Genomic DNA, 24,056 nt, shown 5'->3' with positions numbered 1-24,056 from the left:
GATTATCAGGTAGTGCTTTTGCCTACCTGATTAAGAATCTGGAGCTCCTATGAACTATAGCTGGAACTGGGGCGTACTATTTCAATCTACCGGTGTCGGTGACAGTAGTTATCTCAACTGGATTTTAATCGGCTTAGGTTGGTTACTGTTTATTGCCATCGTGGCATGGTCTATCGCATTTGTCTTGGGCAGTATGCTCGGTATTATGCGTACGCTTCCAAATAAAACTGCACGTGCGATTGGCACAGCCTATGTGACCATATTTCGCAATATCCCTTTATTAATACAACTGTTTATTTGGTTTTATGTGGTGCCCAATTTTTTACCCGCAGGGCTGAAAGATTGGTGGGTGAATGATTTAAGTGCCAATACCAGTGCCCTTATTTCTGCCAGTATTGGTTTGGGTTTATTTACTGCTGCACGGGTTTGCGAACAAGTCCGTACAGGAATTGAAGCCTTACCCAAAGGACAAATCAATGCAGGCTATGCCATGGGGTTCAGTACAGCACAATTGTACCGCTACATTATTTTGCCGCAGTCCTTCCGTACCATTTTACCTCCGCTCAGTTCAGAACTGACCAACTGCGTAAAAAACACGTCTGTTGCTTCGCTGGTTGGTGTGGCTGAAATTATTTCGCAGATGAAAACGATCAGTGAGTACACACAAAATACCATCGAGATTTATACCTACGTCACCATTATTTTTATTGTGATTAACATCTGCTTAATTCAATTTATGAGTTTTCTGGAAAAACGCTTGCGTATTCCGGGCACAATTGCAGGAGATAAATAATGGACTGGCTCACTGCATTTATTCAAGATTTACAACTCTCTGCGCCAGCCCTATGGCATGGCCTCAGCATTACCTTAAAAGTTGTTTGCATAGCGACCGTAGGCGGTATTTTTATTGGCACATTGTTGGCTTTAATGCGTCTATCTTCTATTCGGATACTGAATCTAATCGCACAAGCCTATGTCAATTTATTCCGCTCTATTCCGCTACTGTTGGTACTAATGTGGTTTTACTTTGCGGTACCATTTTTCTATACCGCAATTACAGGCAATTATTTAACTATCGATACGGCTTTGGTTTCGAGTATTGTTGCCTTCATGCTATTTGAAGCGGCCTATTTTTCTGAAATTGTCCGCGCTGGGATTCAGTCTATTCCTAAAGGGCAAAACGCCGCAGCCTATGCACTAGGCATGAGCTATGGTCAATCCATGCGTCTAATTATTCTGCCGCAAGCCTTTCGAAAAATGACGCCATTGCTACTCCAACAAACCATTATTCTGTTCCAAGATTCAACCATGGTCTATGCAATTGGCTTACTGGATTTTTTCCGTACCAACTACGTCCGTGGCGACCTGATGTCATTATTGACCCAGTACATTCTATTTGCAGGTCTGGTCTACTTTAGCATCAGTGCATTAGCAACATTTATTGTGAAAAGAATACAAAGGAGATTAAAAGTATGAGTGACCAAAAAATAATGATTGATCTCCAAAACGTCAGTAAATGGTATCAACAATTTCAAGTCCTGACCAATTGCACCACACAAATTTGCCAAGGTGAAGTGGTGGTGGTTTGTGGACCCTCAGGTTCAGGTAAATCGACGCTCATTAAAACCGTCAATGGTTTAGAACCCTTTCAAAAGGGGCAAATTTATGTGGATGGCGTCCCAATTGCAGACCCAAAAACCGATTTAAATAAATTGCGTAGCCGCGTAGGCATGGTGTTTCAACACTTTGAATTATTTCCACATTTAAGTGTGACTGAAAATTTAACTATCGCCCAAATCAAAGTTTTAGGGCGTAGTGCTGATGAGGCGAAGAAAAAAGGACTGGCTTATCTAGACCGCGTCGGATTAAGTTCGCAAGCCGATAAATTCCCTGCCCAGCTTTCTGGCGGGCAACAGCAACGTGTCGCGATTGCACGTGCATTGAGTATGGACCCGATTGCGATGTTATTTGATGAGCCTACTTCTGCACTTGACCCCGAAATGATTAATGAAGTACTCGAAGTGATGGTCGGTCTGGCGAAAGAAGGCATGACCATGATGTGTGTTACTCATGAAATGGGCTTTGCACGCCAAGTGGCAAATCGAATTATCTTTATGGATCAAGGCAAAATTGTCGAAGACTGTTCCAAAGAGGAATTTTTTACCACACCTCGTAGCGCACGGGCTCAACAATTCTTAGAGAATATTTTGCATTAATTTCGTGCATATTCATCAAGTCGGGCTTAGCCCACTTGATGAAGTTACGTTCAGATATTCGATCAATAAAAATACGTTTTCATCTGCTGATCTGGAACATTTGAGTGATATTAAAAATTCTGAACAATCATTCAATTTATATCCATGATTTTTAATTTAATTAAATAGAAACCAAAATTTTTTATGATTTTAAATTACAACCTAGAGCACTCTTTTAAGCCGATATGCACTATTTTTCATCAAATAATTCTTATTTTTATCTGAATTGGTGCATTTTTTGCTTAATTATTTGCATGAACGGAGTGTTCGGTTGCTGAACTCCAATTTTTAGATTTACTAAACTATTTTGGTGCAAATCCTCTTCCAAAATTTGTACCTAAAGTCGTATTTAGCACTTTTTTCGAGCAAACTATGCAAGATATCGATTTACTTTTTCTACTACTAGGAGCAGTGCTGGTACTGGCCATGCATGCTGGTTTCGCATTTTTAGAACTAGGCACAGTTCGACATAAAAATCAGGTGAATGCCTTAAGTAAAATTCTGACAGACTTTGCGCTTTCAGCAATCGCTTACTTTTTCGTAGGTTACTACATTGCCTATGGACATCATTTCTTCCATATGGGAGCAACTTTGGCGGCAGATCATGGCTATAACCTAATGCGCTGCTTCTTTTTGCTGACTTTCGCTGCTGCTATTCCTGCAATTATCTCGGGTGGCATTGCGGAACGTGCCAAAATGCGTTCCCAAGCATTAGCAACGCTACTCTTAGTTGCATTGGTATATCCATTTTTTGAAGGCATTGTATGGAATGGTAATTTTGGCATTCAAACATGGTTAGAGCACACATTTGGTGCACCCTTTCATGACTTTGCAGGCTCGGTGGTTGTGCATGCCATGGGAGGCTGGATTGCTTTGGCCGCTGTCATTTTACTGGGTGCACGCCATGGTCGTTATAAGAAAGATGGCCGTGTCAGTGCACACCCACCTTCATCCATTCCCTTCCTTGCCTTAGGATCTTGGATTCTCATAGTTGGTTGGTTTGGCTTTAACGTTATGAGTGCACAACGTTTAGATGCGATTTCAGGCATGGTTGCCATTAATTCATTAATGGCGATGGTAGGTGGAACCATTACGGCCAACATGATCGGTAAAAATGACCCCGGTTTCTTACATAATGGTCCGCTTGCTGGCTTGGTTGCTATCTGTGCAGGCTCTGATATTGTGCATCCTTTTGGTGCGCTTGTGATTGGTGCCATTGCTGGGATTATTTTTGTGAAGTTCTTTACCTACACCCAAAACAAACTCAAAGTGGATGATGTGCTGGGTGTATGGCCATTACACGGAATTTGCGGTGCTTTTGGTGGACTTGCAGTCGGTATTTTCGGTCAACAATGGTTAGGCGGTATTGGTGGCGTATCCATGATGTCACAAATCATTGGCACACTATTCGCGATTGTGGTTGCACTTGCGGGTGGATTCGCAGTATATGGTGGTTTAAAAGCCTGCATCGGCATTCGTTTGTCGCAAGAAGATGAGTTCCGTGGTGCTGATTTATCCATCCACAAAATTTCAGCCAATTCGGACGACAGTATGTTTTAAATTTTCTCAATTTCCGCATATTGCGAGGCGATTCTCAGGAATCGCTTTTTTTTATGTCAGCAATTTTATGCTTACTCTAAATAGGTATATAGCTCATGTAAGGTCTGAATATGCGGAACTTGTAAACGTTCATCTTCAGGGTGAAAACCTTGTAACCAGATAGCTTGCATCCCTGCTTGTTGTGCGCCCCAAACATCATTCACAGGATGATCACCAATGAACAAACATTCTGACGGGTGTACCCCTAAGTTTTCCGCAGTATGCAGAAAAATCTGCGGATGAGGCTTACTCATCCCTGCTTGTTCGGAACTCACGATCACATCAAAATAATTCTTGAAGCCAAGCCCAGTTAAAATATTCAAACGAGTCGCATGTCCACCGTTCGACACCACTGCCAATACATAATCTTGTTGTTTCAAGCTTTGTAACAACTCTAATGCTCCAGACATGGCAACAGCACACTGTCCAAAATACTGAAACCAGAAATCGGTTAAGTCTTGAAAATCTACCTTAGTTTTCCACGCCAACTCTTGTAATAAAGCAAATGCAACCGATGCCCCAATGGTCGGGTGAGTCAGTTGTTCTTGCTTAGGATATCCGCCATTATCAATTCGGCGGATAATTTGCTGTATTTTTTCCAGATCAGGTGCAAGTAAGTATGACTGAAACTGTTCTATCAAAAACTCACTATAGCGCCGAATACTTTGGTCACGATGGGTTAAAGTGTTGTCCAAATCAAATAATACTGCACGAATAGGCATAACATTCTCAGGCGACTTTTGCCTTTTAATCTAGCATTTTAAACCATGTTTGCATTACAGATTATCTGCTAAGTTCTACATCAAATCTGTTAAATACATCAGTTCCTCTATCTGCTTTTAAGATTCAATTAAGTCCGATTTAAGTTTGCTTTGCTCTAATCAAAGTCCTCCAAATCTCGTTTGTACGACCATGTCTGAATTACAACGTTTTAGCCTCAAACAAGGACTGATTTTGCTGTTCAGTTTTGTTCTACTGCAACTGCTTTTTCCTGTTGCGGGTCAACTTGACCTGATGTTGATCCAGCCTTGGACAGGCACTCATGGACAATTCCCATGGCGTTATGACTGGTTTTTAGAAACTCTCAATCATAAATATGTTAAAAACCTACTCATCCTTTGTGATATCAGTTTTGTGAGCCTTTGGCTTGTGAGTTTTAAAATCGAACGTTTGGCAGCAAAGCGCTGGCAATATGCTTATCTGTTCTGGATTTTAATTTTGAGTACCAGTGTGGTGGGGATTCTTAAATCACAATCGGGACATGCCTGCCCTTGGAATATGACCCAAGCGACAACGACTGGTTTTTTCTGGAACTTTAACCTTAGTCATGGGCATTGCTTCCCTGGCGGACATGCAGCAACCGGTTTTGCCTTAATGACAGGCTTCTTTGCTTTTAGGAAGACTGCGCCTAAACGTGCTTATTTCTATCTTGTTGCAGGCTTGATATTGGGCCTTGCTATGGGATGGGCGCAAATGATGCGTGGGGCACACTTCCTCAGCCATAACCTCTGGACTGCTTGGGTCATTTGGTGCTGTAACGTTGCACTTTATCCATTTTTCTATAAACGACTTGTTCCAGTTCAAACCTTAGACATGGAACAGCCCCCTACTTTTATTCAACAACCTACTACGGAAAACACTCAAGAAGCCGCTTAATACCTTAGATAAGCCACAGTTATAAGTAAGATAATGATGGTTGAATCTACACTGTATCTCGGTTATTCAACTCTAGCCGATATGCATTTCTTTTAGCACTTACCATACTTTGGTGAGTGCCTAATTCTAAAACAACAGCATAACATTGGACATTTGCTAAAAGACAGAATCTAGCAAAAGTGATCTAAGTTAACCTTTACTTTAATTCAGCTCATTCCAGCTTAAAGAGATGGCTGTACTGATTTCATTTGTCGAGGAAACTGTACTTGAACAAATAAGCCACCTAAAGTCTGGCTTTTTCCAAACTGGATTTTTCCACCTAAATGTTCTGTTGCTTTTTGCACAATCGAAAGACCTAGCCCACTTCCCATCTCTAAGTGATGATGAATGCGATAAAAGCGTTTCATGATCTGTTCATACAAAGCAGGATCAATTCCTGGACCACTATCCTCAACCTGAATCACCGCATCATTGCCTTGTGAAAAAATTGAGACATTGATTACGCCATTTTTAGGTGTGTATTTAATTGCATTATCAATCAAATTATAAATAATAGATCGTGCAGCAGATTCTAAACCATTCACCACGACTTCCTCTTGGCGCTCCATGCCTAAATCAATCTCTTTCTGCAAAGCCACGTGAATCAGTTGTTCCACACAATTTACTGCCACTTGATTTAAGTAAAATGGCTGTTGTTGCATGATATGCAAGCCACTTGCATCTTGCTTGGCTAAATCGAGTAACTGGCTAATTAAATGCTGAATACGAATTAAACCTTGGCTCAAATTTTCTAATGCGATGTTTTCTGGAAACTCACGCAATAGAATCTGCATCTGTAAATTCAGTGCAGTAATCGGTGTTCTGAGCTCATGCGCTGCATCTGCAATAAACTGGCGCTGTTCTTGTTGTGCCGACTCAATCCGTTCAAATAAATAATTCATTTCCTGAATTGTGGGTATTAACTCAACAGGATAACGACTCAGCTTAATGGGTGTTAATTCATCTAGACCACGGCGGGCAATTTCTTGTCTAAATTCATCCATAGGTCTTAGACTGCGTAAAATTACCCAGCCCAAACCCCATAAAATAAACGGAATCATCACCAGATAGGGCACAAACATACTGGTGGCGAGTTCCAAGGCTAAATGACTTCGCGCTGCAAACGGTTGGCTGACCTGAATTTGATACTTTTCTGTCGGTAGCACATACATTCGCCACACCCCTTGCGAGGTGGAGCGATCATAAAATCCAGCCTGATTTACACCATGTAATAACAAATCAAACTGATGCTGCGGATGTTCTTGCTTTTCCCATACATCGATAAATAAGTCTTCTTCATGATAGCGCTTATGAATATCAAAATGACTTTTGATGGGTGCAGGGTCATGAGCAGCCACACGTTCCGCAAGATTCTGCATTTGGGCGTCAAGAATTTCATCCAGTTCCCCCAATGAAATCCAGTATGCGGTTGCAATCAGCACGCCACCCAACAGTAAACTAAAACCTGAAACAAAAATCAGCAATCGTTTCTTTAACGATGTTTGTGTTGGCATTGCGTGCAGTTGCTGCATAAAAGCTTAATCCAATTTACCTAAGCGATAGCCCATACCACGAATGGTGCGGATAAAATCTTTACCCAACTTTGCACGCAAATGATGGACATAAACCTCAATAGTGTTGCTATTCACTTCACTGTCGAAATCATACAGCTTATCTTCTAAATTGGCTTTGGAAAAAATTTTATTAGGATAACTGACCAATGGCACAAGAATTGCCCATTCACGATTGGAAAGTTCCACCTCTTGTCCATGCAATAACGCGATATGTTGTTCAACATCTAATTCCAAATCGCCGTAACGCAATACTGTAGTTTCCTTCGATGGCATTTCTTGCATGCTTCGACGCAATAAAGCTTGAATACGCGCCAATAGTTCTACAAATTCATAAGGTTTGACCAGATAATCATCTGCGCCCTGATTCAAACCGTCTACCCGATTCTGCACCTGATCTCGTGCAGAAATAATCAAAACCGGTAAATTTGGAAAACTTTGACGAATTTTTGCCAACACCTGCATGCCATCCATCATCGGCAAGCCTAAATCCAACAACACGACATCAAAACTTTGCTGTTGTAGGAGCTTTAAAGCATCAAGCCCATTGTTTACCCATTCCACCTGAAAATCGTGCAATTCCAACAGGGTCTTGCTAGATTCAGCAATCATGAAATCATCTTCGATCATTAAGATTTTGGTCATTCTGCTCATCCTAACTTAAGCCTTTCCCGTTGGATTGGGTGAACATTGTTTTAACATATCATTTTTATCATCAATCACTTGGGTTTTCACATCCAATAAGGACAACAACGTTGGAAATAAATTGTCCTGACTGCGTACAGCTTGTTTTTGCTGCTGTAAACAACTGACTTGGCTTGTATTGTGCTGTTGCCATGTTGGTGAGAACCACATAATCATTGGCACATGAGTTTGCTGAGTTGGTGCAATTGCATAAGGCGCACCATGTAAATACATCCCACTTTCACCTGTCGACTCACCATGATCCGATAAATACCAAAAGCCCGTTTGATAATTTGACACATCTTTAATGGTTTGAATCACCTGATTTAAAATATGGTCTGTATAAACGATCGAGTTGTCATAACTGTTCAGCAATTCATCTCGGCTACAACCTTGAATGGCATTGGTCGCACACATTGGTTTGAAAGGTTGGAACTGCTCTGTCGAACGTTTGTAATAAGCTGGTCCGTGGCTTCCCATCTGGTGTAGCACGATCAGTTGAGGTGTTTTATCTTCAGTTGGAATGCTCGCCAAATAAGACTTCAAGCTATCCACCAAAACTTCATCCATACATTCGCCTTCAGCATCACACCATTTTTGTTTTAATGCAGCTGGAATTTCAAACTTATGCACGCGATCACAAGCACCTTTACAGCCTGAGTTATTATCAATCCATGTCACTTTATAGCCTGCGCGTTGTGCAATATCGAGTAAACCTTCTCGATGACCTGCCAACTGTTCATCATAATCTTCACGCGGCATTCCAGAGAACATACATGGCACTGATACTGCGGTCGCTGTCCCACAAGAACTCACTTGGCTAAAGTTAATGACATTCTGTTTAGATAATTCGGGATTGGTATTCTTTGCATAACCATTCAAAGAAAAACTTTCTGCGCGAGCTGTTTCACCTACCACCAAAACCATGAGTTTAGGCATTCCTTCTGCGCCGGTATTCACCACTCGGTGAGCGTCTGTACCATAGGTCACCAAAGGTAAATTTTCTTTAGGCTTCTGTTTACGGTAATAGGATAAAGTCGAAGCAATAGTATTTTGTGGTGAAATCATGCCTTTTAAATCACGATGTTCACGGAAAATCGCAGCAAAATCGACATAGAATACAAATAGCAACCCACCAATAACGGCCAATGAACCCACAACGTGCAAGCTCTTACTCAAGAGTTGTTTCGATAGAGATTTGCTTTCAATTCGAATCAGTGCAATCAACACCATTGGCAGCACTACCATAAACATGCTCCACACCACGAACTGCATGGAAAATAAATCCAATGCCTCTTTGGTGTCAGTTTGCATCATGTTTTGGACTTGCCCAGGTGAAATAACAACACCCAAACTATTCACAAAATAAGCTGTTAATCCGCCTACCAAAACTAAAAACAATGCCAAAATTTTAGCATTCCATTTCCACTGGAATAACTGCAATATCAGGTTATAGAGCGCAACCACAACCAAGACCGTTGCAGATAAAAATGCATAGGCTTTAAAACCTTGATAAGGTGTGAGTAATTGAATTTGCTTATAAAATGCAAAATTCAGAGCAACACCTAACCAAAGTGCAAGTAACAAATTAAATTGATGTAAAGCCAGCGGTGGAAAAAACTGTTTCAGACGTTCGAGGCGAGACAAATTCATTTTGAGCGATTCGATGATTAATATCCTTATTATTAATATATAAATTAAAACTTAAAGCTGACTTAAAATAAAAAAAGGACGCTACTTTTGCACCGTCCTTTTGTATGTTTTTTTTTAAATTAGAATTTGAATTCTAAACCTGTACCAACAACTGGCTGTTTAGTTTCATTATTGCCTTGCTCAAGTGTTAAGTAACCACCATAACCGTACAACTTCACTTGCTTGCTGAATGCATAGTCTACGCCAGCAATAATTTGGTCAGCATCATAATCATCTGAGTTGTCTTTAAAGCTGGTCGTGTTCGCACTGTATTGTGCTTTGATCGTCCATGCTTTTGCAGATGGAATGTTATATTCCGCACCTACTAACCAACCTTGCGAATCATCAATATTAGCAGCAGCCGCTTCATTGCCATTTGCAGCTTCTACTTCAGACGTTTGATACAATGCTTTTAAAGCCAAGCTATTGTCGAGTACATTTAAACGCCCAATCGCACGTAGAGTATTCGCAGCAGCAAATGCTGTACCAGCAACACCACTCGTCACTTCTGGTGCAGATGCATTAGCAATACCACGACCAGCAAACGTTGTTGGAACAGCTTTATCATATGCTACACCCGCCACAAAAACTGGGCTGTCATACACCAAAGATGCAGACCAAGTATCGCCTAAACCACGACCAGCCGATTTAGAAGCACCATTGCCTTTTGCAATACCACTGTCTTCGCCAGTCGCAAGCAATGCATTTAATTTGATTGCACCTGTAGGCAACGTAAGCGCTGGAGACTCATATACCACAACGTTTGCAAGACGAGTTTCACCCGTCATAATGCCTGTGATGTCCGCTTTATTGTTTACATAGTTATTGAAAGTATCTACAACACTTGAGAGTTGCTTCAGCGGTGTATCATGCGCACCCACTTTCACAGTACCTAATTTTGCATCTTTTAAACCGACATAACGGTTACGTGCAGACCAATCTGATCCTTCGCCATCAGCGTTAAATGCCCATTCAGCTAAATAAACAGCACTTAAACGGTCATTTAATTTTTCGTCACCTTTGACACCAAGGTAAGAACTATTTGAACTGACTTCTACAACATCTTTATCTGGAGTGCCTGACTTATTGTCTTCTGGTAAATAGTCCACACTCGCATCAATTTCACCATAAAACGTTGGTGCCGCAAAAGTTGAACCCGCTAACAAACTTAAAGCAATCGCTGCTGCAATTTTGGTTTTCATTAAATCATTTTCCCTGGTGTTAATTTTGTTACAAATATTACATTGCAGTCACATATTACAAAAGGATTAAATTTTTATTTATATATATGTTTTAATACTTTAGGCTAACAACAAGCAAGTAGCTGAATTGTAAAGTTATTTTTCAAATTTCATCCATCGGAAAATTGTAACAAGACAGAAAATTGCGATAAAAACGATCAAAAATAGATAATTTGTATAGCCTAAAACATCACCAATCAAACCACTCAAGCTATATAACACACCACTGACCGTTGCCATAACAGCGACCTGAAAGGTGAAATCGGTTGCTGCATATTCTAAACGGCTGTATTGCATGACTAAGGTTAACATGACCACCAACAGCATGGCGGAAACTGCATCTTCCGCAGCATTAATCACATAAATCACAACTGGAGCTATCGCCTGTTGCTGTTCATATTGATAAGCCAACCAAGTGTAAGTTGCTAAACAGATAATTTTTAAACCTGAAAATAAGCACAGGGCCTGAGAGCGGCGCATGATTTTAAGTAATGCACCAGCAAAACCCGCCCCCAATAAAGCGGCAAATGCGCCTAACATGGTGACATATACGCCTATTTGAGTAAAACTCAAACCTAAATCGACCATCAAAGGTTTAAGCAGAGGTCCTGTTAGTCCATCTGCCACTTTAAAGGTCAATAACACCCACAACCATCGCCATAGAGTTGAACTGCTACGGTAATACTTTAGATATTGAGTAATCGCTTTGCTTTTCTGTCGCCATGACGTTGAAGGCTGATGCACCACCTGTACTGGTGTAGACTCCCGATATAACAACACGGGTAATGTATTCAGCAAGACCAATCCCGCCAACAGCAAAAAAGTCGTCTGCCATTCAAACCCATCTAACATCCAGAGTATGGCACCGCCCCCGACAATAAACCCCAAGCGAGAACCTATCACTTGAAAGGTGTTGCCCCAGTGCTGCTGTTCAGATTTTAAAATGCGAACCGCCAGTCCATCTGTTGCAATGTCCTGCGTCGCACCTACAAAGTTCAAACTGAGCAAGGTCATAAAAAACAGGAGTAAATAGTGCGGTTGGTCGAGTGCATGAATAGGTAAAAAGGACAGCACGACTAATACCACAACGCTGAACAACTGCATTGGAATAATCCAGCTCCGATAATGTCCGCGCTGCGAATTACCGACTCGATCTACCCAAGGTGCCCATAAAATTTTGATTGACCATGGCAACATTAATAAGCCAAAACCACCAATATGCGCCAATGACACCCCTTCTGCTCGGAGAATGACAGGCAGCGCATGTGTCATAAACCCCACAGGTAAACCTTGCGCCCAGTACAATGAAAACAGCAATAAATAAACGTTCTGTGCGATTGGCATATCTGGCAATCCTATGATGTTGGACATGGTGCTCATTGGTGAGCATTTCTGCACATCCAAGCGCACATTTTGCCAATGAAGCACGATTTCTGAAAGCGTAATATCAAGAAAAACCAAGAATATTTGTCAGGATGACAAGGCTATGTCTATGCAGCATTTTCCTATTTTGCCGCCGCACGTGCCCGCGCGAGGTAACGCCTTTTCTAAACAGCTTTTCCGTCGATTGTTTCTGGCGCAAGGCTGGTCTTTTTCTGGTGAATTTCCCGATTTACCCAAAGCAGTTGCGATTATCTCCCCCCACACCTCTAATATTGATGCTTGGCATGGCTTTACTGCACTATTGGGTTTAGGCATTCAAATTACCGTATTCGGCAAACATACGCTGTTTAAAACACCGCTAAAGCCCTTATTGGACTGGATCGGTGTTATTCCTGTGAATCGTGCTAGCCCGCATGGACTCACACAGCAAATCATTCAGATTATTCAGGATAAAGATAAAATTTGGGTGGGTATGGCACCTGAAGGCACCCGAAAAAGTGCCAGCAGTATTAAAAGTGGATTTTACCGAATTGCAGTTGGAGCACATATTCCAATTGTCATGTTTGCCTTTGATTATGATCACAAAACCATTCGCTGTTTAGGCGTATTCCATCCCAGTGGGGATTTTGATCAGGATTTACCCAAGATCTTAGCCTGCTATGCAGGACAATTCTCCGCAAGAAATCCAGAGTGGTTGGCAAAGCCGTTACAAACTCTCGTCAAAAAGTGACTAGAAATATGTGTCAAAATTTGATCTGATATGCGCAATTTTTCTCCTATTTAGAGTGCAATGTCTCACCTACGCTTTTTTCAATATAGCCTGATTGGCTTACTCGGCTTTACCCTTGCTGGTTGTGATAAAACAGCAAGCAAACCACCTGTAACCACCCCAATCAAGGCACGTGAACCCGTTATTGCGATTGCTCTCGGTGGTGGTGGTGCCAAGGGTTTTGCACATATTGGCGTACTTAAAGTGCTCGAATCACATGGGATTAAACCTAAAATTGTCACTGGTACCAGTGCTGGAAGTTTTGTCGGCAGCATCTATGCCAGTGGCAAAAGCCCTTACCAACTGCAACAGCTCGCGCTGCAATTACAAGAGTCCGATCTACGTGACTTGACTTTAAACAGCCAAGGCATTGTGTTGGGGCAAAAACTACAGAACTATGTCAATAAAAATGTCGGCAATCAGCCCATCGAAAAATTTCCGATCCGCTTTGCTGCGGTTGCAACTCGCTTAGACAATGGCAAAAAAGCTGATTTTATTTCAGGTAATGCAGGTCAAGCTGTTCGTGCATCCTGTAGCATTCCAAATGTCTTTGTCCCTACAACTATTCGGGGGAGTAAATATGTCGATGGTGGTTTAGTCAGCCCGATTCCTGTGACTACTGCGAAAGCGATGGGTGCAGATATTGTCATTGCGGTCGACATTTCTGCCCGTCCCGTTGGCAATAAACCGCTGAATATGTGGGGTTTACTCGACCAAACCATTAATATTATGGGGCAACAAAGTATTAATACCGAGTTGAATCAAGCCAGTATAGTCATTCAACCTAAAGTTGGGCATGTCGGAACTTTAGACTTAAAAGCCAGCAATCAATCCATCCTTGAAGGTGAAAAAGCAGCACAACTCAAAATTAAAGCGATTGAAACGGCTATTAGTAACTTTAAGAAGTCTCCCGCAGCATTTAAACCTGCACTGAAGGCAAAATTCTAAATAAACACTTTTTTAATATTCATCATCTTAGACATCTGTTACAGTGAATAATGATACCTTTATAAGCACTATTCACTAACACAATACACGAGTAGATGTATGGAATTTGTTTTTGAACCGTGGCACTGGTTTGTCCTCGGTGTTTTATTAATGCTGTCCGAATTAATCATTCCCGCTTTCGCAGCGTTGTGGTTTGGGATTAGCGCCATTTTGGTGGGTATTTTATTGTGGATTTTTCCTGCCCTCGACTCAACAGTACAATTAGTACTGTGGATGATTTTGTCCATCCTTTGCACCATCGCATGGTTTAGATTCATCAAACCACTCTCCATCGATAAAACCAAAGCTGGTCTTTCACGCGAAGCAACCATTGGTCAGATCGGAATGGTCATTCAAGTCAATATGGAACATGAACAAATCCGCGTTAGGTTTCCAATGCCAGTTTTAGGCTCTGATGAATGGAACTGCCGCACTCTCTCGAGTGTGAATGTTGGTGATCGGGTACGTGTAGTCGATATTCTGGGGAATGATCTTGTGGTACAGCCACATCGTCCAAATCATGACAATCAATAAAAGCGAGTAAAACTATGTCAGCGGGATCTATTATTGTTATTGCGTTGTTGGCTTTTGTCGGCATCACGATTTTTAAGGGGGTTCGCATTGTTCCCCAAGGCTACAAATGGATTGTACAGCGTCTAGGTAAATACCATACGACATTAAGTCCTGGTCTAAACTTTGTCATTCCATATGTAGATGAAGTGGCTTATAAAGTCACCACCAAAGATATTGTTTTAGATATTCCCTCTCAAGAAGTCATTACCCGTGATAATGCTGTATTGGTCATGAACGCAGTAGCATACATTAACTTAACTACCCCTGAAAAAGCAGTCTACGGGATTGAAAACTACACATGGGCGATTCAAAACTTGGTGCAAACCTCGCTTCGCTCTATCGTAGGCGAAATGGATTTAGATGATGCACTCTCTTCACGTGACCATATTAAAGCTAAACTCAAAGCAGCCATTTCTGATGATATTTCAGATTGGGGGATTACTTTAAAAACCGTTGAAATTCAAGATATTCAACCTTCTCAGACCATGCAGTCAGCGATGGAAGCACAAGCTGCTGCTGAGCGTCAACGTCGTGCAACAGTAACCAAGGCAGATGGTGAAAAACAAGCGGCAATTTTAGAAGCCGATGGTCGCCTTGAAGCCTCACGTCGTGATGCAGAAGCACAGGTGGTACTCGCAGAAGCATCACAACGTGCAATTGAAATGGTTTCATCTGCGGTAGGTGATAAAGAAATTCCAGTTGCTTACCTATTGGGTGAACAATATATCAAAGCCATGCAAGACATGGCGAAATCCAATAATGCCAAGACCGTAGTCTTGCCTGCGGATGTTTTAAATACCATTCGTGGTGTGATGGGTCGTAACAATTAATCCGACAAATGATATCCCTTTGCATTTCAGTAGAATAGGCAGTTTGTGACTGCCTATTCTTTTTTTTAGAACAAAAAAAACAGAAAACTTTGTGAATTTATGTTTAAATCCCGCGCTTATTTTTAGGATATTGTTTGCTTTTTGTAACAATTTGAACAAAAAGCGGAATTTCAGTTTGTGATTTAACTCCCAAGGATAAGCGTATGAGTTCACTGAATCCGACCTTAATCACTTTTTTCTTTTATATCATTGCCATGGTACTTATTGGCTTGATGGCTTACCGCGCAACCAATAACTTTGACGATTACATCTTAGGTGGTCGTAGTTTAGGAAGTTTCGTGACTGCACTTTCGGCTGGTGCATCAGACATGAGTGGTTGGTTACTCATGGGCTTACCTGGCGCAATCTTCTTGTCTGGCCTTTCAGAAATGTGGATTGGTATTGGTTTAATTATTGGTGCTTGGCTCAACTGGCTATTGGTGGCTGGACGTTTACGCGTTCACACTGAAGTACAGCATAATGCCTTAACCTTACCTGACTATTTTTCCAATCGTTTTAACGATCACAAGAAAGTCCTGCGTATTGTATCGGCCTGTGTAATTTTAATTTTCTTCACCATCTACTGTGCTTCAGGCATGGTGGCAGGTGCCCGTTTGTTCGAAAGCATGTTTGGCATGTCTTATACAACTGCGCTTTGGGTAAGTGCTATTGCAACCATCAGCTATGTGTTTATTGGTGGTTTCCTTGCTGTGAGTTGGACCGACACCATTCAAGCCACTTTAATGATTTTTGCCTTGATTTTGACCCCAATTGTTGCCCTGCTCAGCTTTAGCGACACGCAAGAATTAACCATGGCACTTGAAGCAGCTCGCCCTCAAGCCATGAACTTGTTTGGTGATTTAAGTGTAGTTGCGATTATTTCATTGATGGCTTGGGGCTTAGGTTACTTTGGTCAGCCACATATTCTCGTTCGCTTTATGGCAGCCGATTCTGTCAAATCTATTCCCAATGCACGTCGTATTGGTATGGCGTGGATGATCTTCTGTCTTGCAGGTGCGGTTGCTGCTGGTTTCTTTGGTATTGCCTATTTCCACCAACACCCTGAATATGCTGCTGCGGTGAATGCGAACCCAGAAACAGTATTCATGGAACTGACCAAAGTTCTGTTTAACCCTTGGGTTGCAGGTATTGTACTGGCTGCCATTTTAGCTGCAGTCATGAGTACTTTAAGCTGTCAGCTTTTAGTGTGTTCAAGTACCTTAACAGAAGACTTTTACAAATCATTCTTACGTAAAAATGCCTCACAAAAAGAATTGGTTTGGGTGGGTCGTCTCATGGTATTGCTCATTGCCTTATTAGCAATCTGGATGGCAGGTAATCCTAATGCCAAAGTGCTTGGTCTGGTGGCATATGCTTGGGCTGGTTTCGGTGCAGCGTTCGGTCCTTTGATCATCTTATCTTTATTCTGGAAGCGCATGACTTTAACAGGGGCACTTGCAGGTATGATTACAGGTGCAGTCATGGTGATTGTCTGGAAAAATGCTTTCGGTGCAACTGGTATTTATGAAATTATTCCTGGTTTCATTTCTGCAACCATCGCAATCATTGTGTTCAGTCTACTCAGTAAAGCACCTGAAAAAGACATTACTGATCGATTTGAACAAGCTGATGAGCTTTACAAAGCATCAAAATAAGTGTCAAAAAAACTCTATATAACCTAGGGGTGATATAGAGTTTTCCTTAAAGTGCATTCAGATTCAATCGATTCCGAATGCATTTCCAGTTTTGTTCGAACTTTGACTTTTAAAACTGTCTTGCCAATAAGAACTGAGAAATTTGTTCTAATTCTTGCGCTTGCCCTTCAAAAAACTGCAAAGCGGCAAAAGCTTGGTCATGTAAATTTTGCGCATAAGCTTTGGCTTGTTCTAGGCCCATTAATGCAGGATAGGTCGACTTTTCGACTTGCTCATCTTTACCCGCAGTCTTACCGAGTTGTTCGGTATTGGCAATAATATCCAAGATATCATCTTGCACTTGAAAAGCCAGACCAATATTTTGCCCATACTGACGTAATTGCGGAATTGCAGGGTCCGTACCCTGAAAAATTGTCACTGCCGCCATCATAATTGCCGCAGTAATTAAGGCACCTGTTTTATTCCGATGAATGGTTTCTAAAGCTTGCTGATCAATTTGCTTGCCTTCCGCCTGCAAGTCTAACACTTGCCCACAGACCATTTTGGACGAAGCTGTTGCTAGAATTTGCATTTGCTTAAGAATCACCGACTGATCAACCGCTTCACCTTGGTCAAACAAACGACTGCCCAAAATTTCGAATGCCATGGATTGTAAAATATCACCTGCTAAAAGTGCAGTATCTTCCCCATAAGCGACATGACAAGTTGGTTGACCACGGCGTAACTGATCATTGTCCATGCAAGGTAAATCATCATGTGCCAAGGAATAGCAATGAATCAATTCTACCGCTACGGCTGCACGACGTACTGCTGCTCTGTTTTGATTCGGACGAATCGCCGCTGTTGCGTAGCATAAAGCTGGTCGTACTCGTTTCCCACCCAACATCACGGCATGATGCACTGCACTTTTTAAAGGCTCTGGCAAAGAAAAGGCCTGTAATGCAGTAAGAAGATCTTGCTGAATCTGCTGTTGCGCTTGCTGCAACGTATTATTTTGTACGTCAGTTAAAGATGACACATTTGCCTCGAGTATTTTTGCTATACAGCGCTACGAAGATGCTGCATGACCATCAAAGTTCGGATTGCTCGTGATTGTACGCTAAAATGCGAAGCCTGCCATACACCTTGATCTAGATTTGATACAAGTTAATCTTATAAATAACGATGCTATAGGTCATATTTTTCATCCAAGCCAATCAACTTAAAAACATTTTGCATTTAAATTTATCTAAGTCGACATATTTCTCTACATGAAATTCTTCTTTATCACTTATATACAACACTCACCTTTCTGACATCGCTGATGTTTAGGATAGGAATAACACCCATTATGGTTGACATAATAAACACAATTTTTAAGTCCTTTTTTAGCGCAAGATAAGGCTTTATTCGCCAGTTCATAAAATGACTGAGCAAACATAAATTCCCGAGTACTTACCACCCCCACTGAAATCGATAATTCATGCAAAATTTGACCTCGGAAATGCTGTCCTAAAATCTCAACTGCACTTCGATAAATTTCTGCCTGCTCACAACCTTGCTGTAAAGAAAAGTTCGGCAACAAAATCGCAAACTCCTCCCCACCCACCCGATAAATATGCTGTGAAACTTCAATCGGGCTCACATTCGATAAAGTTCGGGCTAAAGCTTTAAGCACATTGTCTCCCAAACTCTGCCCATAAAGATCATTCATTTTTTTAAAGTTATCTACATCAACCAACAATAGGCTCAGTTCGGATGCTTCATGTTGTGTCATAGCATGCAAATAATGTTTTAATTTCAAATCAAAGGCACGACGGTTGGCTAATCCAGTTAGATGATCCTTTTCATTACCACGCCGAAATTCTAAATTGCTCGCCTCAAACTGAATTTTTTTATGCATTAAATTAGAAATATCTGAGCTACATAATAGAACAGATTGCAGCTCGCCATTAATACTATAATTCGGTTTTAAGATAACCCAGTAATAGCGACCAAAGACTTGATACTCAAAAGGTTCAACTGAAAGCCCTTGTCTAAATCGCAACACATTTTGGCTAAACACCTGAAAACATTCTTCAGAAAATTGTGCAAGATTTTGCAAATGCATCTGCTCAACAGAAAGATCAAAGCTGCTGGCAAAAAACTGATTGGTAAATAAAATGTCCCCAGTTGGAGAAAACAATGCGGTTGCCAAAGGCAAAGAATCTAACACTTCATGGGTGTTAATATTCAAACTATTTTGAAGAGAATGTGCATCCATAATACATACATTTTTTTAGGTTAAAGCTACGCAAAATGCTACCAAAAAATAGCTATTCCTCATTCGAACATAAAATGAATAGCTTATAAAAATATAAGATATATAAATTTAAGATTTACTTATTCATTTTTAAGAAATAAAGAATAAAAAAAGCCCTTATCCGAAGATAAGGGCTTTTAAATCAGAGTGAGATATAACTTATTTTAGACAATCTTCAGGCACACGCACCCAGCCTTCCATGAGCACACGAGCACTACGGCTCATAATGGCTTTTTTCACTTGCCACTGTCCGTTTTCCAGCACCGCTTGTGCACCCACTCGCAATGTCCCTGAAGGATGACCAAAACGAACTGCTTCGCGTTCCCCGCCACCTGCTGCCAAGTTCACCAATGTCCCTGGAATGGCAGCCGCTGTACCAATCGCAACCGCAGCCGTCCCCATCATTGCATGATGCAGTTTACCCATCGATAATGCACGAACCAGTAAATCGCTATCAGCTTCGGTAATGGCTTTACCACTCGAAGATACGTAGGCTTTCGGTTTGGAAACAAAAGCTATTTTCGGGGTATGTTGACGTGTAGCAGCTTCTGAGATGTCTTGAATCAACCCCATTTGTTTTGCACCATATGCACGAATAGTTTCAAAACGCTTCAAAGCTTCAGCATCACCGTTGATCGCTTCTTGGAGTTCTGTCCCCGTATAGCCAATATCTTCAGCATTTAAGAAAATGGTTGGAATCCCTGCATTAATAAATGTTGCTGGGAATGAACCAATATCTGGAACGTCCAACGTGTCGACCAGATTGCCTGTTGGGAACATGGCACCACCGTCTTCTCCATCATCGGCAGGGTCTAAAAATTCGATTTGCACTTCCGCCGCAGGAAAAGTCACGCCATCAAGTTCGAAATCACCTGTTTCTTGGACTTGTCCATTGGTGATAGGAACATGGGCAATAATGGTTTTTTGAATATTCACCTGCCAGATTCGTACTGTACAAATACCGTTTTCAGGAATTCGCGCCGCATCGACCAATCCATTTGAAATAGCAAATGAACCGACAGCAGCAGTTAAGTTACCGCAGTTTCCACTCCAATCTACAAAAGGCTGGTCGATAGATACTTGTCCAAACAAATAATCAACATCATGCTCGGCTTGTGTACTTTTCGCTAAAATCACAGTTTTACTGGTACTAGATGTTGCTCCGCCCATTCCATCAATTTGTTTTGCATAAGGATCTGGACTACCAATGACGCGAAGCAAGATTTGATCGCGAATTTTACCTGCGATCTGTGCAGCTTCTGGTAAATCATCTTGTTTAAAAAATACGCCTTTACTGGTGCCACCGCGCATATAAGTCGCTGGAATTTTAATTTGAGGAGCGAAACTCATTGTTTTTTAATCCTTGCTGAACCGTTGTTTTGACACATGCGAAAAATTTTAACCTCATCCATCATACTGCTTTTTAAGAAAAAAATTTGCCGTGCATGACTTAAGTATAAAAAAGCAACGCTTGATCATTATTTTTTAAACCAAGCAGAACGATAGAGTCATTTTTTAAATAAATCTAAATAATTGATTCATCATTCAATTTTATATACAAAAGGTAAAATACTTCTAGTTAAATCATTTGACCAATCGTTCATCTACTAGGCTAAGTGTAATCAATCCTTTACAATCCCTATACATTCATCGTCGGGCTGAGAACTTTGAACAATAACTCTTCACAACTTCAGCGTGGCTTAAAGAACCGTCACATCCAACTTATCGCCATGGGTGGCGCAATTGGTACAGGCTTATTCTTAGGTTCCGCACAGGTTATCCAATCTGCAGGTCCATCCATCATTTTAGGTTATGCCATTGGTGGTTTAATTGCTTTTTTAATTATGCGTCAGTTGGGAGAAATGATTGTCCATGAACCTGTTGCTGGTTCATTTAGTCATTTTGCTTATCGATACTGGGGTAAGTTCCCTGGCTTCCTAGCTGGTTGGAATTACTGGATTCTGTATATTTTAGTGGCTATGACCGAGCTAACTGCAGTCGCTAAATATATCAATTACTGGTGGCCTTTTATTCCTGCATGGGCGTCAGTGCTGTTCTTCTTCGTTGTCATTACCCTTATTAACTTGGGTAATGTAAAGTTCTATGGAGAGTCGGAATTCTGGTTAGCAATTATTAAAGTTGCTGCCGTAATTTCCATGATCGTTTTCGGTTTGTATCTATTACTTACTGCAGATGCGAACTCGACTGCTTCATTTAGCAACCTTTGGACACATGGTGGATTCTTCCCGAATGGCTTTGAAGGTCTATTCTATATGTTGGCTTTCTTAATGTTCGCCTTCGGTGGGATTGAACTGATTGGGATGGCAGCGGCAGAAGCTAAAGATCCTGAAAAAACTATTCCTAAAGCCATCAATCAAGTGGTCTTCCGTATCCTCATTTTCTATGTGGGCTCGTTAACCATTCTGTTGTCTTTAGTACCTTGGAATCAATTAGATTTAGGTGGTTTAGACAAAAGTCCATTCGTGATGATTTTCAGCCAAATGGGTATTCAATGGGCTGCGCATTTACTGAATTTCATTATTTTGACTGCTGCATTGTCTGTATATAACAGTGGTATGTATGCAAATAGCCGTATGTTGTTTGGTTTAGCAGAACAAGGAAATGCGCCAAAAGTTTTCTTGAAAGTGAACAAACAAGGGGTACCAATTCCAGCAGTATTGTTCTCTGCATTACTCATTTTCGGTTGTGTATTGTTAAATTACTTTGTACCTGAAGATGCACTCGGCCACTTAATGTATGTAGTTGTGGGTGCATTGGTATTGAACTGGGCAATGATTAGTTTGACGCATTTAAAATTCCGTCAAGCCATGAAAGCTTCTTCAACTCAAACCAAATTCCCTTCACTTTGGTCTCCAGTAAGCAACTATTTAGTCCTGATCTTTATTGCGACTGTGCTATACATTATGTGGACACAAGGCTTTAAAGAATCTGTACTGATGATTCCTGTCTGGATTGTACTGATGGCGATCTTCTTTAAAATGATCAAACCGACCAAGAGCTAAATAGCTTTTGACTGGATTAAAAAGTTATTGTTTCGACAATAACTTTTTTTATGCTTAAAAATCAGTTACATTGTTTTCGTTTTGCGCCCTTAGCTTAACTGGATAGAGCAGTTGCCTCCTAAGCGACCGACGTGGGTTCGAGTCCCGCAGGGCGCACCATTTTATGGTTTATTTTGATCTACAGCACTCCAAACCTACAATAAAAATACATATAATTCAACAAAATAAGAAAGATAAAGTCTAAATTAATCTTATAAATTCTCTTGTGAGCTAATATTTTTTACAGTATAAATTACAGTACAAACTTTTATACGCAAAACTGTGTACTGTAAAAATGCCAAAAATAGTCAAAAGCCTTACTGATAGTAAGATCAAAAGCCTTAAAGCTGATCCAAACAAGCACCAACGAATTTCAGATGGTTTAGGTCTTTATTTGTTCATTCACAAAAATGGCTATAAATATTGGAAATTTGACTATAGTCGTCCATACACTAAAAAGCGCAATACCATTAGTTTTGGTATATACCCAACAACTAGCCTCGCTGAAGCACGACTTAAAAGAGATGAAGCCCGTACCCTTCTCTCTCAAAATATCGACCCACATGTTGAAAAGCTTAGAATTGAGAATGAGATATTAAATACGAATAATAATACTTTTCAAAATATTGCACATGAATGGATGGCAAAGCAAGACTTTGCGGAATCAACAGTTAAAGGGCAACAACGCTTATTAGAAGTAATCAATCAGCATATTGGTAAAATTCCAGTACATGAAATTAAAGCCATGGACATACTGAAAGTTTGTCGAATTTATGAAAAAGAAGAAAAATTAGAAACAGCTAAAAAAGTCAAAGTGAAATGCGGTCAAATCCTTAGATATTCGGTTTCTATTGGCCTTTGCGAGCGTGATGTTACTCAAGATTTAAAAGGAGCGATCTCACCTCCCAAAGTTACACATATGGCAGCTTTGGTAGAACCAAAAGATTTTGCCTTGCTCTTGCAAGACATTGATCATTATGAGGGTTCTGTCATCACACGATATGCTCTACGCATTGCACCATTAGTTTTTGTTCGCCCAGGCGAATTAAGACAAGCTAAGTGGCAAGATGTCGACCTTCAAAAAGGTTTGTGGAGTTATACGCCCCCAAAAACTAAATCAAAGACAGGAGTTCAGCATATTGTCCCGTTATCTACACAAGTGATCCATTTACTTTCTGAACTTGCTCAAATAACAAAAGCTAAAAGTGAATATGTATTCCCAGCAACGACGTCCAACTTAAAACCGATGTCAGAAAATACTATCAATCAAGCTTTGCGTCGCTTAGGCTATACCAGTGAGCAAGCCTGTGGACATGGCTTCCGCGCTTCTGCACGTACAATATTAGAAGAAGTTTTAGAATTTCCGATTGAATTGATTGAGCAACAGCTTGCCCATCAGGTAAAAGATATGCATGGTCGTGCTTATAACCGTACTAAGCATTTAGAGAAGAGAAAAGAGATGATGCAGCGATGGGCTGATTATTGTGATGGGCTAAAAGCTCAATTAATCTAGCAAAAATTATTTTAAAGGAGTTGAGCCGAAATGACTCAACTCTTCTGTCTCCTATAGAACCAGTAATGTTCAGGTCTAGATTTGTATGCCTATTTAACTGATGTACTTACAAGATTACTGACTAATAAAATGAAAGATATCGAAAAATTACTACCACATAAATGGAACCCCACTTGAATTCAAGTGGTGGGGCAGCGGATGCTTACAAATAAATTAATAGATTCACC

At 40.8% G+C, this 24,056-nt stretch carries 21 protein-coding genes, 1 tRNA gene and 1 pseudogene; 14 read left to right on the top strand and 9 right to left on the bottom strand.

Annotation, left to right across the window (positions count from 1 at the left end; genetic code table 11):
* The first annotated feature begins 49 nt into the window (after positions 1-49).
* The 4 genes from I593_RS01135 (at position 50) to I593_RS01120 (ending at position 3,815) form a co-directional block, all read left to right on the top strand.
* Positions 50-793: an amino acid ABC transporter permease gene (locus I593_RS01135; protein WP_016165752.1), complete on the top strand. Its 744-nt coding sequence runs from the start codon at positions 50-52 to the stop codon at positions 791-793.
* Complete coding sequence (locus tag I593_RS01130) at positions 793-1,476, top strand: ABC transporter permease subunit (protein WP_016165751.1); 684 nt, start codon at positions 793-795, stop codon at positions 1,474-1,476. Before I593_RS01135 ends, I593_RS01130 begins: the two co-directional genes overlap by 1 nt.
* A 14-nt stretch (positions 1,477-1,490) precedes the next feature.
* Positions 1,491-2,216 carry an amino acid ABC transporter ATP-binding protein gene (locus I593_RS01125; protein WP_171069566.1) on the top strand — a complete coding sequence of 242 codons (726 nt, stop codon included), beginning with the start codon at positions 1,491-1,493 and terminating at the stop codon, positions 2,214-2,216.
* Positions 2,217-2,627: 411 nt separating this feature from the next.
* The gene (locus I593_RS01120) at positions 2,628-3,815 is read left to right on the top strand and encodes an ammonium transporter (RefSeq protein ID WP_016165749.1); all 1,188 of its coding nucleotides are present in this window, start codon (positions 2,628-2,630) and stop codon (positions 3,813-3,815) included.
* A 71-nt stretch (positions 3,816-3,886) separates the two neighbouring features.
* On the opposite strand, the gene I593_RS01115 is transcribed toward I593_RS01120, so the two are convergent.
* Positions 3,887-4,576 (bottom strand): HAD family hydrolase, encoded by a 690-nt coding sequence (locus I593_RS01115; protein ID WP_016165748.1) that lies wholly within the window; start codon positions 4,574-4,576, stop codon positions 3,887-3,889.
* 190 nt (positions 4,577-4,766) lie between these two features.
* Here I593_RS01115 and I593_RS01110 point away from each other — a divergent pair, with 190 nt between their 5' ends.
* A complete protein-coding gene (locus I593_RS01110) occupies positions 4,767-5,510 on the top strand; it encodes a phosphatase PAP2 family protein (RefSeq protein WP_016165747.1) in 744 nt (247 codons plus the stop codon).
* A 221-nt stretch (positions 5,511-5,731) separates the two neighbouring features.
* On the opposite strand, the gene I593_RS01105 is transcribed toward I593_RS01110, so the two are convergent.
* The 5 genes from I593_RS01105 to I593_RS01085 all read right to left on the bottom strand — a co-directional run bounded on the left by I593_RS01105 (position 5,732) and on the right by I593_RS01085 (position 12,081).
* Positions 5,732-7,063 (bottom strand): sensor histidine kinase, encoded by a 1,332-nt coding sequence (locus I593_RS01105; protein WP_026441317.1) that lies wholly within the window; start codon positions 7,061-7,063, stop codon positions 5,732-5,734.
* A 24-nt stretch (positions 7,064-7,087) separates the two neighbouring features.
* Entirely contained in the window at positions 7,088-7,765 is a 678-nt protein-coding gene (locus tag I593_RS01100) for a response regulator transcription factor (RefSeq protein WP_016165745.1), read from the bottom strand.
* 15 nt (positions 7,766-7,780) lie between these two features.
* Positions 7,781-9,457: a phosphoethanolamine transferase gene (locus I593_RS01095; protein WP_016165744.1), complete on the bottom strand. Its 1,677-nt coding sequence runs from the start codon at positions 9,455-9,457 to the stop codon at positions 7,781-7,783.
* 119 nt (positions 9,458-9,576) lie between these two features.
* Entirely contained in the window at positions 9,577-10,698 is a 1,122-nt protein-coding gene (locus tag I593_RS01090; RefSeq protein WP_016165743.1) for a porin, read from the bottom strand.
* Between the two features lie 135 nt (positions 10,699-10,833).
* Complete coding sequence (locus I593_RS01085) at positions 10,834-12,081, bottom strand: MFS transporter (protein WP_016165742.1); 1,248 nt, start codon at positions 12,079-12,081, stop codon at positions 10,834-10,836.
* Between the two features lie 142 nt (positions 12,082-12,223).
* Between I593_RS01085 and I593_RS01080 the strand changes: the two genes are divergently transcribed.
* The 5 genes from I593_RS01080 (at position 12,224) to putP (ending at position 16,973) form a co-directional block, all read left to right on the top strand.
* Positions 12,224-12,850 carry a 1-acyl-sn-glycerol-3-phosphate acyltransferase gene (locus I593_RS01080; protein ID WP_016165741.1) on the top strand — a complete coding sequence of 209 codons (627 nt, stop codon included), beginning with the start codon at positions 12,224-12,226 and terminating at the stop codon, positions 12,848-12,850.
* Positions 12,851-12,910: 60 nt separating this feature from the next.
* A complete protein-coding gene (locus I593_RS01075) occupies positions 12,911-13,837 on the top strand; it encodes a patatin-like phospholipase family protein (RefSeq protein WP_016165740.1) in 927 nt (308 codons plus the stop codon).
* A 99-nt stretch (positions 13,838-13,936) separates the two neighbouring features.
* Positions 13,937-14,410, top strand: a complete 474-nt coding sequence (locus I593_RS01070; RefSeq protein ID WP_016165739.1) for an NfeD family protein — start codon at positions 13,937-13,939, stop codon at positions 14,408-14,410.
* Positions 14,411-14,424: 14 nt separating this feature from the next.
* Positions 14,425-15,279, top strand: coding sequence for an SPFH domain-containing protein (locus I593_RS01065; RefSeq protein ID WP_016165738.1), 855 nt, complete (start codon positions 14,425-14,427; stop codon positions 15,277-15,279).
* A gap of 203 nt (positions 15,280-15,482) precedes the next feature.
* On the top strand, positions 15,483-16,973 hold the full coding sequence (gene putP, locus I593_RS01060; protein WP_016165737.1) for a sodium/proline symporter PutP: 1,491 nt from the start codon (positions 15,483-15,485) through the stop codon (positions 16,971-16,973).
* A gap of 109 nt (positions 16,974-17,082) precedes the next feature.
* Here putP and I593_RS01055 read toward each other — a convergent pair whose 3' ends face one another.
* From I593_RS01055 to prpF, 3 genes are all read right to left on the bottom strand, one after another.
* Positions 17,083-17,991, bottom strand: coding sequence for a polyprenyl synthetase family protein (locus I593_RS01055; RefSeq protein ID WP_016165736.1), 909 nt, complete (start codon positions 17,989-17,991; stop codon positions 17,083-17,085).
* A gap of 252 nt (positions 17,992-18,243) precedes the next feature.
* Positions 18,244-19,215 (bottom strand): GGDEF domain-containing protein, encoded by a 972-nt coding sequence (locus I593_RS19695; RefSeq protein WP_016165735.1) that lies wholly within the window; start codon positions 19,213-19,215, stop codon positions 18,244-18,246.
* Positions 19,216-19,413: 198 nt separating this feature from the next.
* The gene (gene prpF, locus I593_RS01045; protein WP_016165734.1) at positions 19,414-20,604 is read right to left on the bottom strand and encodes a 2-methylaconitate cis-trans isomerase PrpF; all 1,191 of its coding nucleotides are present in this window, start codon (positions 20,602-20,604) and stop codon (positions 19,414-19,416) included.
* A gap of 317 nt (positions 20,605-20,921) precedes the next feature.
* Here prpF and I593_RS01040 point away from each other — a divergent pair, with 317 nt between their 5' ends.
* The 4 genes and pseudogenes from I593_RS01040 to I593_RS19860 form a co-directional block, all read left to right on the top strand.
* Complete coding sequence (locus I593_RS01040; protein ID WP_042069151.1) at positions 20,922-22,277, top strand: amino acid permease; 1,356 nt, start codon at positions 20,922-20,924, stop codon at positions 22,275-22,277.
* Positions 22,278-22,360: 83 nt separating this feature from the next.
* Positions 22,361-22,436: transfer RNA gene (locus I593_RS01035), tRNA-Arg, on the top strand.
* 175 nt (positions 22,437-22,611) lie between these two features.
* A complete protein-coding gene (locus tag I593_RS01030; protein WP_016165732.1) occupies positions 22,612-23,829 on the top strand; it encodes a tyrosine-type recombinase/integrase in 1,218 nt (405 codons plus the stop codon).
* Between the two features lie 69 nt (positions 23,830-23,898).
* Positions 23,899-24,006, top strand: a pseudogene (locus tag I593_RS19860) (transposase domain-containing protein); the annotation flags it as partial.
* Positions 24,007-24,056 lie beyond the last annotated feature (50 nt).

Origin of the sequence: Acinetobacter tandoii DSM 14970 = CIP 107469, assembly GCF_000400735.1 — a bacterium.
In the GTDB taxonomy this organism is placed as follows: domain Bacteria; phylum Pseudomonadota; class Gammaproteobacteria; order Pseudomonadales; family Moraxellaceae; genus Acinetobacter; species Acinetobacter tandoii.
This window is presented reverse-complemented; position numbering and strand designations above follow the sequence as displayed.

Bases quoted from the DNA above. Each gene is read 5' to 3' on its own strand.
- I593_RS01135 (WP_016165752.1), top strand. From the start codon at position 50: ATGAACTATAGCTGGAACTGGGGCGTACTATTTCAATCTACCGGTGTC.
- I593_RS01130 (WP_016165751.1), top strand. From the start codon at position 793: ATGGACTGGCTCACTGCATTTATTCAAGATTTACAACTCTCTGCGCCA.
- I593_RS01125 (WP_171069566.1), top strand. From the start codon at position 1,491: ATGATTGATCTCCAAAACGTCAGTAAATGGTATCAACAATTTCAAGTC.
- I593_RS01120 (WP_016165749.1), top strand. From the start codon at position 2,628: ATGCAAGATATCGATTTACTTTTTCTACTACTAGGAGCAGTGCTGGTA.
- I593_RS01115 (WP_016165748.1), bottom strand. From the start codon at position 4,576: ATGCCTATTCGTGCAGTATTATTTGATTTGGACAACACTTTAACCCAT.
- I593_RS01110 (WP_016165747.1), top strand. From the start codon at position 4,767: ATGTCTGAATTACAACGTTTTAGCCTCAAACAAGGACTGATTTTGCTG.
- I593_RS01105 (WP_026441317.1), bottom strand. From the start codon at position 7,063: ATGCCAACACAAACATCGTTAAAGAAACGATTGCTGATTTTTGTTTCA.
- I593_RS01100 (WP_016165745.1), bottom strand. From the start codon at position 7,765: ATGACCAAAATCTTAATGATCGAAGATGATTTCATGATTGCTGAATCT.
- I593_RS01095 (WP_016165744.1), bottom strand. From the start codon at position 9,457: ATGAATTTGTCTCGCCTCGAACGTCTGAAACAGTTTTTTCCACCGCTG.
- I593_RS01090 (WP_016165743.1), bottom strand. From the start codon at position 10,698: ATGAAAACCAAAATTGCAGCAGCGATTGCTTTAAGTTTGTTAGCGGGT.
- I593_RS01085 (WP_016165742.1), bottom strand. From the start codon at position 12,081: ATGCCAATCGCACAGAACGTTTATTTATTGCTGTTTTCATTGTACTGG.
- I593_RS01080 (WP_016165741.1), top strand. From the start codon at position 12,224: ATGTCTATGCAGCATTTTCCTATTTTGCCGCCGCACGTGCCCGCGCGA.
- I593_RS01075 (WP_016165740.1), top strand. From the start codon at position 12,911: ATGTCTCACCTACGCTTTTTTCAATATAGCCTGATTGGCTTACTCGGC.
- I593_RS01070 (WP_016165739.1), top strand. From the start codon at position 13,937: ATGGAATTTGTTTTTGAACCGTGGCACTGGTTTGTCCTCGGTGTTTTA.
- I593_RS01065 (WP_016165738.1), top strand. From the start codon at position 14,425: ATGTCAGCGGGATCTATTATTGTTATTGCGTTGTTGGCTTTTGTCGGC.
- putP (WP_016165737.1), top strand. From the start codon at position 15,483: ATGAGTTCACTGAATCCGACCTTAATCACTTTTTTCTTTTATATCATT.
- I593_RS19695 (WP_016165735.1), bottom strand. From the start codon at position 19,215: ATGGATGCACATTCTCTTCAAAATAGTTTGAATATTAACACCCATGAA.
- prpF (WP_016165734.1), bottom strand. From the start codon at position 20,604: ATGAGTTTCGCTCCTCAAATTAAAATTCCAGCGACTTATATGCGCGGT.
- I593_RS01030 (WP_016165732.1), top strand. From the start codon at position 22,612: ATGCCAAAAATAGTCAAAAGCCTTACTGATAGTAAGATCAAAAGCCTT.